Below are 14,905 nucleotides of genomic sequence, written 5' to 3' on the forward strand. Positions count from 1 at the left end.
GAACACAACTCCGTTCTCGTCACGCCCGGCGACGCAGCGTCAGGGCCAGGCCCACCGCAGCCACTGCTACGACCGTTGCGGCGAGGAGCGGCACCGCCGCCACACCCGAGGCGGCCACGACCGCCGACGCGAGCCCCGCCCCGACGGCGATGCCGCCGTTGAACAGCACCGGGATCAGGGCACCGGCGAACGAGCGCCGGTCCGGTCCGGCGAGCCGCAGGATCAGGGTCTGGGCGAAGGGCGGCATGCCGCCCGACACGACTCCCCACGCCACGACCACGGCGATGCCGACCGCCACGTGCACGTCGACGGCGCCGAGGGCCAGCACGGTGAGTGCGGTAGCGGCCACGCTCACCACCAGCGCCGGTCCGCTCCGATCGCCGAACCGACCCGCCAGCGCGACCCCGGCCGCCGACGCGAGCCCGAACACGAGCAGGAGCGCGCTCATCCCACCCGGCAGCGCCTCCGCCGGCGCTTCCGTCAGGCGGGTGATGTACGTGTAGGCGCCGTAGTGCCCCACGAGCACCAGGGCCACGAGCGCGGTCACCGCCAGGAGGGGCGCCAGGCCGCGTCGTGGCGCACCGGCCGGGCCTGCAGCGCCGGGCGGGACGCCGTCCGCACCGGGGGCCGGCTGGGTCGGGCGCGGGGCAGAGCGCGCGACGACCAGCCGGACCGCGACGGCGCCCAGCAGGCCGAGCACCGCCAGCGCCCAGAAGGCGGCCCGCCAGCCGGCGGCGTCGGCGACGAGCCGGGCCAGCGGTGTGCCTACCACCATCCCGAGCGTCGCCCCGCCGAGCACCACGGCCACCGCGCGCCCGAGCAGGCGGTCGGAGACCAGGTCGGCGACGTGTGCGTTGGTGGTGGCCCACAGCAGCCCGACGGCGGACGCCCCCAGGATGCGCGCGCCCACCGCCAGCTGGAACGTCGGGGCGAGCGCCGTGAGAGCGGACGAGACGGCGAGAACGGCCAGCCCCCCGGCTATCACGGCTCGGCGGTCGCGGCCACGCGTCAGCCGGACGAGCGGAAAGCTGAGGACCACCACGACCGCCGCCCACACCGAGACCAGCAGGCCGGTGCTCGACTCGGCGACGCCCAGCCCGGTGCTCATCTGTTCGAGGACGGCGGTCGGCAGCATCTCGGCGGTGACCATGAGGAGCGTCCCGCTCCCCAGCACCAGCAGGGATGGCCAGGGCAGGACGTCGGAGGACGTCGAGGGGACGCCGCTCGGCGATGTGCCCGCAGCGACCGGCCGGGCCGGGGTAGCACCTGTTGTCTTCATGCCGGCAACGCTAAAGTTTGACACTGATGTCAATGTCAAGCCCTGCCGGAGGCAACCCATGAGGCAACCCATGAAGATCGGTGAGCTCGCCGCACGAACGGGCGTGACGACCCGTCTCGTCCGGTACTACGAGCAGCAGGGCCTGCTCGAGGCAGACCGTGCGCCCAACGGGTACCGCACCTACACCGAGGACCACGTGGAGCGCGTGTCCCGCGTGGCGGGCCTGGTCCAGGCCGGCATCCCGACGCGGCTGGTCAAGGTACTTCTCGACGCCGAGAGTGCCGCTGCCAGGAACGATCCGACCTGCCCGCGCGAGGTGGCCGAGCAGCTCGCCACGGAGCTGGTCGGGGTCCAGGCGCGGATCGACTGCCTCACCCGCAGCCGGGACTCGATCCGCTCGTTCCTGAAGGCCACCCAGAACGAGGTGCTGCTCCGTGCAGCAGAAGAGCCCGCGGCCACCGTCTGACCTACAGGCAGGCAGACCGCGACCGCGGGCTTCTCGGAACCGGAGGGATCACTCCACCCCGAGCAGGACCTCCACCGCACGGCTCAGGAACGCGTCCACCGAGGCCTCGTCGTAGGCGTCCGCGCCGCGCGCACGCCCGAACGTGGCCGACCGGATGTCGCCGGCCGTCAGCGGCTCCTGCCGGTCGAAGTACCCGATGAGGCGGTCGCACAGGTCGTCGACGTCGTCCTTGTCGTAGCCCTGCGAACCGCGGTCGGCGGGCGCGAACTTCTCCCCGTCGGGCCGGCCGAGACGCCCGTACAGGGAGCGCGCACGCTCGGCGAGCGCGTTCATCCACGCCTGCTGCCCGTGCGCCGCCGCGTACTCCGCGCGCTGCCGGGCGATGAACGCCGCCTCGAGCCGGTCGAGCGCCGCGTCGACCTCGTGGGTGTTGTACCCACCGCGGGTCAGGTCGAACGTGGACGCCTGGATATCGGCGCTCGTCAGCCGGTCCATGGTCCGTCCCTCGTACGCCTGTCGCGCGTGCTCGAAGAACTCGTCGACCTCGTCCTTGTCGTACCCGGTGCGCATCGCGGGAACGCTGTTGAACATCCCACTCACTCGTCGTCCTCCTCAGCCGCAAGCTGCCCGCAGGCCCCGTCGATATCGCTCCCGCGGGTATCACGGATCGTGGTCGGGATCCCGTGACCGCGCAATCGTGCCACAAACTCGTCCTCGACCTCACGGTCGCTCGCGGTCCAGATCGACCCCGGCGTGGGGTTGAGCGGGATCGGGTTCACGTGCACCCAGCCACGGCCGCGCGCGTTGAGCTTCTCGCCCAGCAGGTCCGCCCGCCAGCCGTGGTCGTTCATGTCCTTGATCAGCGCGTACTCGATGGACACGCGGCGCCCGGTCACCTCGAAGTAGTTCCGTGCGGTGTCCAGCGTCTCGTCCACGCTCCAGCGCGTGTTGATCGGCACCAGCTCGGAACGCAGGTCGTCGTCGGGCGCGTGCAGCGACAGCGCGAGGGTCACCGGGATGCCCTCCTTGGTGAGCTTCTGCATCGCCGGGACCAGGCCCACCGTGGAGACCGTGATGTTGCGGGCCGACATGCCGAAGCCCTCCGGCTGCGGCGCCACCAGGGCCCGCACCGTCTCGATCACTGCCTTGTAGTTCGCCAGCGGCTCGCCCATGCCCATGAACACGAGGTTGTTGAGGCGGGTGACGCCGCCCGGGATCTCGCCGTCGGCCAGCGAGCGGAACGCCGCGCGGACCTGCTCCAGGATCTCCGCCGTCGAGAGGTTCCGGGTCAGGCCGAGCTGACCCGTGGCACAGAACGGGCAGGCCATGCCGCAGCCCGCCTGGCTGGAGACGCACAGCGTGGTGCGCTGCGGGTAGCGCATGAGGACGGACTCGACCTTGGCCTCGTCGAAGAGGTGCCACAGCGTCTTGACCGTGGTGCCGCCGTCGGCCTTGAGCTGGCGCGTCGGCCGCATCAGCTCGGGGAACATGGTGGTCGCGAGCGCTTCCCGGGACTTCGCCGGGAGGTCCGTCATCTTCGTCGCGTCGCTCGTGTAGTGCGTGAAGTAGTGCGTGGCGAGCTGCTTGGCGCGGAACGCCGGCTCTCCCGCCTCGACGACGGAGGCGACCCGCTCCTCCGGAGTCAGGTCGGCGAAGTGCTTCGGCGGCTTGCCGCGGCGCTTCGGTGCCATCTGCAGCGGGATGGCAGGGGTCTCGTCCGAGGGACGGACGACCGGCTGGGCAAGGGGAGTTTTCATCAGGCAACCACCGAGAGCACAAGATAGACGAAGGGCGCTGTGATAATCATCGAGTCGAGGCGATCCAGCACGCCCCCGTGCCCCGGGAGCAATGAGCCCATGTCCTTCAATTCTAGGTCACGCTTGAGCAGCGACTCCGCGAGATCGCCCACAGTCGCAGTGATGGCGGTCATGACACCGAGGGCGATGCCGAGCATCGGGCTCTCGCCCAGCCCGTACACCGCGCCGAGCGCACCCACCGCCGTGGCCAGCACGATGGAGCCCGCCAGCCCTTCCCACGACTTCTTGGGGCTCACGGTCGGCGCCAGCGGATGCCGACCCAGCATGACGCCGGCGATGTAGCCGCCTGTGTCGTTGGCCACCGCCAGGAGAATGAACAGCACGACGCGGATCTCGCCGTCGGGCTGCGCCAGCATGAGCACCACGAAGCCGGCCAGGAACGGGAGGTAGGCGGCGGCGAAGACAGCCGCCGCCGAGTCCCGCACGGCACCGAGACCGGAACCGTCGAGCGCCCGCCAGACCACCATCGCCGCCACCGTCAGCACGAACGCGACGAACAAGGCCTCCGGACCGCCCCGATAGGCGGAGACGATCATGCCGGCGGTGCCCACGAACAGCGGCACCATCGGCAGGCGCAGGTTGCGGCGGGCGAAAGCCTGCCGCAGCTCCCAGAGCCCCGCCCACATCAGGAGCACGACGAGGAGGACGAACGGCTCTGGTCGCCAGTACAGCGACGCACCGACGATGCCGAGCAGGCCGACGCCGACGAGGATCGCGGCCGGCAGGTTACGGCCGGCGCGGGACTGCTTCGGGGCGGGTGCGGGCTCGGGTTCGGGGCTCACGTCGATGTGCGCAATGTCTCGCTCTGTTCTGTCTCGAGGCGGTGCGGACATCAGACCTCGAGCAGCTCGCTCTCCTTGCTGGAGAGCAGCTGGTCGATCATGTCGACGTGGCTCTTGGTGAGCTTGTCCAGCTCCTTCTCCGCACGCGCGACCTCGTCCTCGCCGGCCTCGCCCTCCTTGACGATGCGGTCCAGCTCTTCCTTGGCCTTGCGCCGGATGTTGCGCACGGAGACGCGCGACTCCTCGGCCTTCGCCTTGGCGAGCTTCACGTAGTCGCGGCGGCGCTCCTCGGTGAGGGAGGGCAGCACCACGCGGACGACGTTGCCGTCGGTGGCGGGGTTGACGCCCAGGTCCGAGTCGCGCAGCGCCTTCTCGACGGCGGGCAGCGAGCTCTTGTCGAACGGGGCGACCATCACGGTACGGGCGTCCGGGATGTTGAACGACGCCAGCTGCTGCAGCGGCGTCGGCGCACCGTAGTAGTCGACGGTGATCTTGCTGAACATCCCCGCGTTGGCGCGACCGGTGCGGATACCCGCGAAGTCCTCCTTGGCGACCTCGATCGCCTTCTCCATCTTTTCCTCGGCCTCGAGGAGGGTTTCGTCGATCACCACTGCTCCTGTCATTCGTCTACGGGTGGTGCCGGGGCCACTCTACGGACACTTTGCCCGGCTACCGAAAGGACCGCACGATTCCCGGCCGGTGGCGGGTCGCGCGAGTGAACTCAGCGTGCGGTGATCAGCGTGCCGATGGGCTCGCCGGCCAGTGCACGGGTGACGTTGCCCTCGCCCTCCATGCCGAACACTCGCATCTGCACGTCGTTGTCGCGGCACATGGCCAGCGCCGTGTCGTCCATGACCCCGAGCCGGTTGACGAGGGCGTCGGTGTACGTGAGGTGGTCGAGCTTCTTCGCGTCGGGGTTGCGGCGGGGGTCGGAGTCGTACACGCCGTCGACCCCGTTCTTGCCCATGACCACCTGCTCGCAGTGCGTCTCCAGCGCGCGCTGCACCGCGACGGTGTCGGTGGAGAAGTACGGCATGCCGGCACCGGCGCCGAAGATGACCACGCGCCCCTTCTCCATGTGCCGGATGGCGCGCAGCGGGATGTACGGCTCGGCGACCTGGCCCATGGTGATGGCGGTCTGCACGCGGGTCTTGACGCCGGCCTGCTCCAGGAAGTCCTGGAGGGCCAGGCAGTTCATGACCGTGCCGAGCATGCCCATGTAGTCGGCACGGGCGCGGTCCATGCCGGCCACGCTCAGCTCGGCGCCGCGGAAGAAGTTGCCGCCGCCGACGACGATGGCGACCTGCACGCCGTCACGCACGGCCACGCCGATCTCCTTCGCGATGCGCCGGACCACGTCGGCATCGAGCCCTACGCTGCCGCCGCCGAACGCCTCGCCCGACAACTTCAGGAGCACACGCCGAGCAGGCTTGCCCTCCACGTCCACCGCGAAGTCCTGGGTCGCCTCGTCGCTCACTGGTCCGTCACCCTTCGGTCGTCACTACCGGGACACTGGCTCTTCCGGAATACTGCCCGACTTGCGGGCAACGCACCTCTGCACAGGGCAGAAGCGTCCGTCGACCTCGAGACCCCAGGTGCGCGGTGGAGCCGAACCAGCTCTGCCCCGCACCGAAAGTATCGAAGTCGCGCCGCGCTCCTCAGGAGCCCGGCGCGCGGTCCGGCCCCACGAGGGGACCGGCCCGCGTATGCGTCGGCCCGGCCCGCGCCGAAGCGCGGACCGGGCCGACCAAGCTGCGTCAGGAACCGACGCGGAAACGCACGAACGCGGTCAGGGAGCCGTTCGCGGCGGCGACGTGCTTGCCCACCGTGGTCTTCGGGTCCTTGGCCAGCGGCTGGTCGACGAGCACGACCTCCTTGAAGAAGCCGTTCAGACGACCCTCGACGATCTTGGGCAGCGCCGCCTCCGGCTTGCCCTCGTTCTTCGAGGTCTCCAGAGCGATAGCCCGCTCCTTCTCGACGACGTCCGCCGGGACGTCCTCACGCGTGAGGTACTTCGGGGCCATCGCGGCGACGTGCTGCGCGACGTCCTTGGCCACCGTGGCGCCGGCCTCGTCGGTGACGACGAGAACACCGATCGACGGCGGCAGGTCCTTGGCCGTCTTGTGCAGGTAGGTCGTGACCTTGGGACCCTCGACCCGCACGACGCGGCGCAGGACGACCTTCTCGCCCATGGTCGCGCCCTGGGCGGCGATCAGGTCGGCGACGGTGCCCTCGGTCGACGGCGCGGCGGCTGCCGCGACCTCGTCGGTGGCACCGGCGGCGGCGACGGCCTCGAGGACGGCGTCGGCGAGCGCGATGAACTTCTCGTTCTTGACGACGAAGTCCGTCTCGGCGTTCAGCTCGATCATGGTGGCCACCTGACCGGCCGCGGTGTCCTCGACCTTGACGGCGACGAGGCCCTCGGAGGCGGTGTTGCCCTCACGCTTGGCGGCGCGGGCGAGGCCCTTGGTGCGGATGATCTCGATGGCCTTCTCGGCGTTGCCGTCGGCCTCGTCCAGAGCCTTCTTCACGTCGAGCATGCCGGCGCCGGTCCGCTCACGCAGCGCCTTGATGTCAGCGGCGGTGTAGTTCGCCATTGTTCTGGTCCTCCGTGCAGTCGTGTTGTTCGTGGGAGGTCTAGCGACCCGAGGAGCGATGCGCTGACCGGGTCCGGACGAGCCGGACCCGGTCAGCGCAGCACGTCACTTCTCGGTCTCGGCCTCGGCGGTCTCGGCGGTCTCGGCCTCGGCGGTCTCCGGAGCGACCGCGGCGACGGCCTCGGTGGCCTCGGGGGCGGCGGCCGGAGCGACCTCGACGGGCTCGGTGACCTCGGGAGCCGGAGCCGGGGCGACCTCAGCGGCCTCCGCAGCCTCGACGACCTCGGCGGGAGCGGCCGGGGTGGCGGCCTCAGCAGCCTCGGCGGACGCCGCGGCGACGGTGCCCTCGGTGGTCTCGGCCGGAGCCTCGACGGTGCCCTCGGTACCGGCGAGGAGCTCGCGCTCCCACTCGGCCAGCGGCTCGGCGGCGGCCTCGGCCTCGGCACCCGTCTTGCTGCCACCCGAGTGGCGCTGCATGAGCCCCTCGGCGGCGGCGTCCGCGATCACGCGGGTGAGCAGCGTGACGGAGCGGATCGCGTCGTCGTTGCCCGGGATCGCGTAGTCGACCATGTCGGGGTCGCAGTTGGTGTCGAGGATCGCGACGACGGGGATGCCCAGCTTGCGGGCCTCGTCCACCGCGAGGTGCTCCTTGTTCGTGTCGACGATCCACACGGCCGAGGGAACCTTGGCCATGTCACGGATACCGCCGAGCGTGCGCGTGAGCTTGTCCTTCTCACGGCGCAGGACCAGGAGCTCCTTCTTCGTGAGGCCGGAGCCGGCCACGTCGTCGAAGTCGATCTCCTCGAGCTCCTTCATCCGCTGAAGGCGCTTGTGCACGGTGGTGAAGTTGGTGAGCATGCCACCGAGCCAGCGGTGGTTCACGTACGGCATCCCGACGCGGGCGGCCTGCTCGGCCACCGGCTCCTGTGCCTGCTTCTTGGTGCCGACGAAGAGGATGGAGCCGCCGTGGGCGACCGTCTCCTTGACGAAGTCGTAGGCGTTGTCGATGAACTGCAGCGACTGCTGGAGGTCGACGATGTAGATGCCGTTGCGCTCCGTGAAGATGAAGCGCTTCATCTTCGGGTTCCAACGGCGGGTCTGGTGTCCGAAGTGGACACCGCTCTCGAGGAGCTGGCGCATGGACACGACGGCCATGACACGTCCTTTCGGTGCGGTCCGAGATCGACTCGGGTCCTCCGCACGCATTTCAGGCGGCGCCGGAACTGACAGCCCCGGGCCGCGGTTGGGTTGGATCGGCACCGCTGCTATCTCGGTGCCCCTGGCGCCACGTCGTGCCCGACGCCGACCCTGAGGGGCCGGACCGCTGCCGGATGCGACTTGATGTGACGCGCGTTGTCGATCGGTTGCTCTCCCTGCCGGGCGGACTGTCAGCGAAACTGTCCGTCTGCCCGACGGGCGTGCATGCCGGTCGCGGGTGGAAGTCTACCCGACCAGCCCTTGCACCGAGGACCCGAGCACCATGCGGCGGCTGTGACGTCGCACGGCCGCGGCTGTGACGTTGCACGCGGCACCCGCGGGACCCGTCGGAGTCTGCTCCACGGCGCTCTGCAACACGTTCGCCGCAGCAACGGGAAGCCCCGCGCGACGGCGGCAGTAGGCGGCGAGCACGACCACAGGAGGGACTCGAGCCTCTCTGTGCACAGGCGCCCGCCGCGGGCCTTCCGGGGCGCCCCCCGCCGGGCGATGCTCGCGGCATGACATCTCGTGCCAGCCATGCTCACGACCAGGTTCTCGGCCGGTCGCGCATCGCCATCCTGATCGCGCTGCTCGCTGTCGCCCTCGTCGCGCTCCCCGCGACGGTGCCGGCCGCTGCGATGCGCTCCGGGCCCGACGTCGCGATCCGCGCCGGCGTCGACATCGGGCCGGGCTCCCGCTGGACCGGTTCTTCACCGGGTGGATCGGGTTCGGGTGGATCGGGTTCGGGTGGATCGGATTCTGGCGGGGACGTAGGTGCCGACGCCCGTGCCGGCTCGACCGGTTACGTTCCGCCCGTCGCCGGCGTGGACCCGCCGTCCGGCGTGGAGCGCGGGTTCGACCCGCCCGAGGAGATCTGGGGAGCCGGACACCGCGGCGTCGACCTGACCGCACCGCGTGGATCGAGCGTGCTGTCCCCCGGACCTGGGATCGTGACCTTCGCCGGGCAGGTCGCCCGACGTGGTGTCGTCGTGGTCACCCACCCGGACGGGCTACGCACCAGCCTGGAACCGGTCGCCGCGACGGTGCCGGTCGGCACAGCCGTCGCCGCCGGTACCGCCATCGGCGTCGTGGAGGGCGGCGACGTGGAGGCCGTCGGCGTGGGTGGTGGGAGTGGCGGTGATGGGAGCAGCGATGGTGGGCGTAGCGGCGGGACAGGTGGTGGCGATGGGTCGGACCACGACGGGTCCGGACACGAACGTGAGGGCGGCGGCACGACGGCGAGCCACTGCGCACCCCGGTCCTGTCTGCACTGGGGTGTGCGACGGGGCGAGCGCTACATCGATCCGCTCTCCCTGCTGTACCGCCCGCCGATCGTGCTCCTGCCGGACCACTGACCTGGGTCCTGCTGACCCGCCAGCAACGGGTCGAGGCAGCAAGGGCCGAGGCAAAGGGTCGCAGGCGCTTCGCCATCCTGATTCGCACCAACCATCGGCCGGCAAAACAAGCGAGCCCCCGACTCGAGGCCGCCGACCCGCAAGTTACGCGTCCACGGCGGGGCCCCTGAGCCGCGAGCTGCTCGGCCACCAGGCACTCGTCCACGACCGGCCGCCGAACCGCAAGTTCCCCAGCGGCAGCCCCGTGTCCGTGGGCGGCTGCCGAACCGCAAGCCGCACGTCCACGGGCGGTCGCCGAACCGCAACCTAAAGGTCCACCGGGCGGCCAACCGCAACTCACGTGTCCATCGACGCCCGGATGTACGTGCCCACTGCGGTTCGGCAACCCAACTCACGCGCAACGTGCGGCTCGGCACTCAGGTTCACGCGCAACGTGCGGCTCGGCAACCCAACCCCGCAACCTGCGGCTCAGCCCCAGCAGCTCACTCACAACCTGCGGTTCGGCAGGTCGCGGCCCACCGCAAGCACAACGCAAGCACACCGCCGGCCCAGCACACCGCCGAGCAGCCGCCGTCAGGCGCGCGGGAAAGCCTGGGCGTAGACGCTGCGCAACCGCTCGGCGTCCACGTGGGTGTAGCGCTGCGTGGTCGCGAGGTTGGCGTGGCCCAACACCTCCTGCACCGCGCGCAGGTCCGACCCGCCCTGCAGCAGGTGGGTGGCCGCGGAGTGTCGGAGCGCGTGCGGAGCGACGTCGTCGACCCCGGCCTGGGCCGCGAGCCGGTGCACTGCCTCGCGCACCTGGCGCTGACCCCAGCGCCCACCGCGCTCCCCGACCAGCAGCGCATCGCCCGTCACGGCCGTTGCCAGCGCAGGCCGGCCGTCGGTGAGCCAGGCTTCCACGGCACGGGCCGCCGGGATGCCGAACGGGACCACCCGCTCCTTGCCCCCCTTGCCGAGCACGCGCACGAGCCGGTCGCGCGAGTCCACGTGCCCGACATCGACCGACACCAGCTCGCCCACGCGGATCCCCGCCCCGTACAGCAGCTCCGCGGCGACCCACGAACGCAGGGCGATCGGCCGCGCAGCCTCGTCGGCGTCCTCCGCTGCGGCCCGGGCGCCGTCGAGCAGGCTGCTGGCCGCGTCGACGTCGAGCACGGTGGGCAGCGTGCGCGGCACCTTGGGGCTCGCCAGACGCGCCGAGGGGTCGACGGGAACCAGCTCCGAGCGGTGCGCCCAGCGCAGGAACGCGCGGGCCGAGGCGCCACGACGGGCGAGCGTGGATCGGGCGAGCCCCCGGTCGGACTGGGACGCGAGCCAGCTCCGCAGCAACGTGAGGTCGATCGCGTCGAGCCGCGTGGTGCCGTGCCGCATCGCGTACCGCAGGAGATCGGTCACGTCCGCCACATAGGCACGCCGCGTGTGAGCGGAGTGCCCGCGCTGCGCATCGAGATACCGGGCGAACCGCGACACGGCGTCGGACAGCTGCTCGGGCAGCCGCGGCAAGCCGGACAGGTCGGTAAGGTCCACGTTTGCCAGTGTGCAGCTCAACTGCCGCGCGACAAAGAAGGCGCGCCGCCACTTTTCGCCCGTGACGAGACCCACCGGGTCGAAACCCGTACCCGACGCCGGAATCCTGGCCGGCGCGCCCTTCTCACCGCCTGCGCCAGCCTCCGTCCTTCTGCTCGGCCAGCCCCATCAGCTCCAGCAGGCCGAGCGCACCCGTCGTATCGCCGAGCGCGTGCCCTGCCGTACGGGCGATCGAGCGCTCGTGCGCCGCCTTGCGTACGGGCAACGCGTCCAGCACCGCCTTGCCCACGTCGTCGAGATCGTCGCCCGGCCGCGTCTCCCGACGGCGTTCCGGCGCGCTCTCGCCCAGGTCCCCGACCAGCTCGGCGGCCTCTGCCGCGTCGGTCACGCACACGGCGGCGCCACGGCGCAGCAGCTCGTGGCACCCTGCGGAAGCCATGGACGTGACCGGGCCGGGCACCGCGCCCAGCGGCCGTAGCAGCGCCGCGGCGTGGTTGGCCGTGGACAGCGCGCCGGACCGCACCGACGCCTCCACCACCACCGTGCCCGACGTGAGCGACGCGATCAGCCGGTTGCGCTTGAGGAACCGCTGCTTGCCCGGCACCGATCCCGGTGGCACCTCGCTCACCACCGCGCCGTGCTCCATGGTTCGCAGCAGCAGGTCGGTGTTGCTCGCTGGATAGAGCCGGTCCACACCTCCCGCGAGGAACGCCACGGTCGGTGCCCCTGACACGAGCGCACCGCGGTGGGCCTCCGCGTCGATGCCGTGGGCACCGCCGGAGACCACCGTGAATCCCCGGTCGGCCAGCCCGCAGGCGAGGGCCCGCGTCACACGGACGCCGTAGTCGGTGCAGGCACGGGAGCCGACCAGCGACACCGACCGCGCCCCCAGCCGCGTGAGGTCCGGGTCGCCCCGGATCCACAGCGCCAGCGGGGCGCCCGCACCGAGCCCGGTGAATCCGGCCGGCCAGCGGGGGTCGTCCGGCACCAGGAACGTGCCCCCGTACCGGCCGAGCACCCTGAGCTCTCCCGCGGGGTCGAGCCGCTCGAGCCGCGGCGCCCAGCGCCGGACGGCGGCGAGCAGCAGCCCTGCCGCACGGGCACCAGACGTGGGCGGCCCGGCGGCCGGCCCCTCGGCGACCGGCCCGACGAGACGGCCGGGAGCATCGGTCCGGCTGCCCGGGTGCGCGGCAGGCCCGCGGCCCGGCACGGCGTCCAGCACCCCAGCACCGATCCGCCGGAGCGCGGCACCGGCCGTCTCGGGCGCCCGGGCCGCGTCCAGCAGCCAGTCGAGTGCGCCGACCGGTCCCAGGCTGCCCACCAGAGCACCGGCCACCGGGTCCCCCGGTTCCGCGATCCGGCTCCACGCGGCCCGCGCGAGCAGCGGATCGTCCGCGTCGAACCCGAGCCCCGAGCGAGGCAGGTCGAAGAGCGGCTCACCCATGGTCGCCCCCGGTCCGCAGCAGCAGCGCGTTCCCGACGTCGGGCACCGTGGGCGCACCACGTCCCGCGAGGTCGGCGATCGTCCACGCCATCCGGAGCACGCGGTCGACACCCCGCAGGCTGAGCTGCCCGTCGGTCATCGCCCGCTCGATCGGACCGAGCAGACCCGCGTGCGGCCGGAGCAGGTCGCGCAGGAACCGCCCCGGCATCTCGGCGTTGGTCGACCAGGGTGTGTCGGCCAGCCGGGCCCGTGCGGCCTCGCGCGCGGCGAGCACCCGGGCGGCCACCGCCGCCGTCGGCTCGGCGCCGCCCTCCGCGCGCTCCACCCGGTCGACGGGCTGCACCTCGACCTGCACGTCGACCCGGTCCAGCAGAGGGCCGGACAGCCGTGCGAAGTACCGGCGCCGTACCGTGGGCGAGCAGGTGCACTCCAAGCCCTTGCCCACCGCCAGGCCGCACGGACACGGGTTGGCCGCCAGCACGAGCTGGAACCGTGCCGGGTACCGCGCCGCGCCGCCCGACCGGTGAATGACGAGCTCGCCCTGCTCCAGCGGCTGCCGGAGCGTCTCCAGCACCTTGGCCCCGAACTCCGGGGCCTCGTCCAGGAACAGGACGCCGCGGTGCGCGCGGGACACCGCACCCGGCCGCGGGATCCCGGACCCGCCACCCACCACGGCGGCCTGGGTCGCCGTGTGGTGCGGATCCTCGAACGGCGGCCGGCGGATCAGCCCGCCGCCCGGGTCGAACGTGCCCGCCACGGAGTGCACGGCGGTAACCTCGACGGCCTCCCGGTCGGTGAGGTCCGGGAGGATCCCCGGCAGACGCGAGGCCAGCATCGTCTTGCCGGCTCCCGGCGGACCCACGAGCAGCAGGTGGTGCCCGCCGGCGGCCGCCACCTCGAGGGCCGCGCGCGGGCGCGCCTGCCCCAGGACGTCGGCCAGGTCGCCCGGCAGCCGTGCGGACAGCGCGGTGCGGGTCGGCCGCACGGTCACCACGTCGCGCACCAGCTCCGGCGGGCCGCCGTGCAGCGCGACCACCTCGGCGAGACTGGCGGCCCCCACGACCCGCGCACCCGGCACGAGCCGCGCCTCGTCGAGGTCGCCGGCCGCCACCACGACGTCCGGGTAGCCCGCGTCGACGGCAGCCGCGACCGCGGGCAGCACTCCGCGGACCGGCTGGAGACGCCCGTCGAGACCGAGCTCGCCCAGGTGCACCACCCGGTCGAGTCCCGTCCGACGCAGCCCCGCGGACGAGGGCCCCTCGGCACCCGCCAGCACCGCCACGGCGATCGCCAGGTCGTAGGCGCTGCCCTGCTTGCGCAGCGACGCCGGCGACAGGTTGACCGTGATCTTCTTGACGGGCCACGACAGGCCCGTGCTGGTCACCGCTGCCCGCACCCGGTCGCGTGACTCGCTCAGCGCCGTGTCCGGCAGGCCCACCAGCGTGAACCCGGGGACCGACGCCGCGAGGTGTGCCTGCACCTCCACCACGTGCCCCTGCATCCCGACGAGCGACACGGCCCGCGTGGTCGCGGTGCCCATCAGGCCACCGACTCGAGGTGCTCGACGACAGGACGCCCCTGGGCCTGCAGCGTCACCGCCACCACGTCGATCCGGACGGCGCCGAAGCGCGTGCGCACGTCCGGCAGCACGGGCACGGCACTGCCCGGGACCGCCTCTTCCAGCATCCGGTCCGCGGCGAGCCGCTCGCGGAACACGGTGAGCCACTGCCCCGTCAACCGCTTGATGCGGGCCAGCTTGCGTGGCGTGACCGCCTCCGCGGGATGCCCGAATCCGTGGCCCGACCGGGTCTTGACCTCGATCACCACGAGCACGTCGTCGTCGAGCGCGACGATGTCGAGCTCTCCGTCCGTGCCGCGCCAGTTGGTGTCGAGCACCTGCCAGCCGCGCGCCTCCACGTGCCGCAGCGCCACGCGCTCGCCGTACCGGCCCACGCCGTCCTTCTTCGCCATCGCGTCCACCTCCGTGACCAGCCTTGGTCACGGAGGGGCCGTCCGACGGCGGCGCCGGCTCACCTGTGCACAGCTCGACGATCCACAGGGTCGAGGTAGCGCACGAACCGTTGGGGCGCCGTCACGAGGGTCGGTAGCGGCGTACTACGGGTTGGGTCCACCCCTCAGAGCGCTAACTCCGCCTTCGCCAGCTCCTCGACGTTCACGTCCTTGAACGTGACGACGCGCACCGACTTGACGAAGCGTGCGGAGCGATAGACGTCCCACACCCAGGCGTCACCGAGCCGCAGTTCGAAGTACACCTCGCCCGCGGCGGAACGCACCTGGAGGTCCACCTGGTTGGCCAGGTAGAACCGGCGTTCGGTCTCCACCACATAGGCGAACAGGCCCACCACATCGCGGTACTCGCGATAGAGCGCGAGCTCCATCTCCGTCTCGTAGTTCTCGAGGTCTTCGGCGCTCACGACGAC

General features: G+C 71.9%; 14 protein-coding genes and 1 pseudogene. 2 read left to right on the forward strand and 13 right to left on the reverse strand.

Going from position 1 to position 14,905, the window contains the following annotated elements; genetic code table 11:
- Positions 1-19 precede the first annotated feature (19 nt).
- Positions 20-1,279, reverse strand: coding sequence for an MFS transporter (locus ACFSL2_RS08530; protein ID WP_377197443.1), 1,260 nt, complete (start codon positions 1,277-1,279; stop codon positions 20-22).
- A gap of 58 nt (positions 1,280-1,337) precedes the next feature.
- On the opposite strand from ACFSL2_RS08530, the gene ACFSL2_RS08535 reads away from it, so the two are divergent.
- The gene (locus ACFSL2_RS08535; protein WP_377197444.1) at positions 1,338-1,745 is read left to right on the forward strand and encodes a MerR family transcriptional regulator; all 408 of its coding nucleotides are present in this window, start codon (positions 1,338-1,340) and stop codon (positions 1,743-1,745) included.
- Between the two features lie 48 nt (positions 1,746-1,793).
- On the opposite strand, the gene ACFSL2_RS08540 is transcribed toward ACFSL2_RS08535, so the two are convergent.
- The 7 genes from ACFSL2_RS08540 to rpsB all read right to left on the reverse strand — a co-directional run bounded on the left by ACFSL2_RS08540 (position 1,794) and on the right by rpsB (position 8,096).
- The gene (locus ACFSL2_RS08540) at positions 1,794-2,336 is read right to left on the reverse strand and encodes a DivIVA domain-containing protein (RefSeq protein ID WP_357471144.1); all 543 of its coding nucleotides are present in this window, start codon (positions 2,334-2,336) and stop codon (positions 1,794-1,796) included.
- 5 nt (positions 2,337-2,341) lie between these two features.
- On the reverse strand, positions 2,342-3,502 hold the full coding sequence (gene rlmN / locus ACFSL2_RS08545; RefSeq protein WP_465264533.1) for a dual-specificity RNA methyltransferase RlmN: 1,161 nt from the start codon (positions 3,500-3,502) through the stop codon (positions 2,342-2,344).
- Positions 3,502-4,350: a phosphatidate cytidylyltransferase gene (locus ACFSL2_RS08550; RefSeq protein WP_377200791.1), complete on the reverse strand. Its 849-nt coding sequence runs from the start codon at positions 4,348-4,350 to the stop codon at positions 3,502-3,504. Before ACFSL2_RS08550 ends, rlmN begins: the two co-directional genes overlap by 1 nt.
- Before the next feature lie 44 nt (positions 4,351-4,394).
- The gene (gene frr, locus ACFSL2_RS08555) at positions 4,395-4,952 is read right to left on the reverse strand and encodes a ribosome recycling factor (protein WP_377197445.1); all 558 of its coding nucleotides are present in this window, start codon (positions 4,950-4,952) and stop codon (positions 4,395-4,397) included.
- Between the two features lie 113 nt (positions 4,953-5,065).
- A complete protein-coding gene (pyrH, locus tag ACFSL2_RS08560; RefSeq protein ID WP_377197446.1) occupies positions 5,066-5,821 on the reverse strand; it encodes a UMP kinase in 756 nt (251 codons plus the stop codon).
- A gap of 280 nt (positions 5,822-6,101) precedes the next feature.
- Positions 6,102-6,941 carry a translation elongation factor Ts gene (tsf, locus tag ACFSL2_RS08565; protein WP_377197447.1) on the reverse strand — a complete coding sequence of 280 codons (840 nt, stop codon included), beginning with the start codon at positions 6,939-6,941 and terminating at the stop codon, positions 6,102-6,104.
- A 105-nt stretch (positions 6,942-7,046) separates the two neighbouring features.
- A complete protein-coding gene (gene rpsB, locus ACFSL2_RS08570) occupies positions 7,047-8,096 on the reverse strand; it encodes a 30S ribosomal protein S2 (RefSeq protein WP_377197448.1) in 1,050 nt (349 codons plus the stop codon).
- Positions 8,097-8,656: 560 nt separating this feature from the next.
- On the opposite strand from rpsB, the gene ACFSL2_RS08575 reads away from it, so the two are divergent.
- The gene (locus ACFSL2_RS08575; protein ID WP_377197449.1) at positions 8,657-9,493 is read left to right on the forward strand and encodes a peptidoglycan DD-metalloendopeptidase family protein; all 837 of its coding nucleotides are present in this window, start codon (positions 8,657-8,659) and stop codon (positions 9,491-9,493) included.
- A gap of 573 nt (positions 9,494-10,066) precedes the next feature.
- Here the strand turns inward: ACFSL2_RS08575 and ACFSL2_RS08580 are convergent.
- The 5 genes and pseudogenes from ACFSL2_RS08580 to ACFSL2_RS08600 form a co-directional block, all read right to left on the reverse strand.
- Complete coding sequence (locus ACFSL2_RS08580; protein ID WP_377197450.1) at positions 10,067-11,020, reverse strand: tyrosine recombinase XerC; 954 nt, start codon at positions 11,018-11,020, stop codon at positions 10,067-10,069.
- A gap of 373 nt (positions 11,021-11,393) precedes the next feature.
- Positions 11,394-12,464, reverse strand: a pseudogene (gene dprA, locus ACFSL2_RS08585) (DNA-processing protein DprA); the annotation flags it as partial.
- Positions 12,457-14,004: a YifB family Mg chelatase-like AAA ATPase gene (locus ACFSL2_RS08590; RefSeq protein ID WP_377197451.1), complete on the reverse strand. Its 1,548-nt coding sequence runs from the start codon at positions 14,002-14,004 to the stop codon at positions 12,457-12,459. The gene ACFSL2_RS08590 and the pseudogene dprA, both read right to left, overlap by 8 nt.
- Positions 14,004-14,435: a YraN family protein gene (locus tag ACFSL2_RS08595; RefSeq protein WP_377197452.1), complete on the reverse strand. Its 432-nt coding sequence runs from the start codon at positions 14,433-14,435 to the stop codon at positions 14,004-14,006. Before ACFSL2_RS08595 ends, ACFSL2_RS08590 begins: the two co-directional genes overlap by 1 nt.
- 164 nt (positions 14,436-14,599) lie before the next feature.
- Complete coding sequence (locus tag ACFSL2_RS08600; RefSeq protein ID WP_020016858.1) at positions 14,600-14,899, reverse strand: DUF2469 domain-containing protein; 300 nt, start codon at positions 14,897-14,899, stop codon at positions 14,600-14,602.
- Positions 14,900-14,905 lie beyond the last annotated feature (6 nt).

Source organism: Promicromonospora aerolata (assembly GCF_042682255.1).
Taxonomy (GTDB): Bacteria; Actinomycetota; Actinomycetes; order Actinomycetales; family Cellulomonadaceae; genus Promicromonospora; species Promicromonospora aerolata.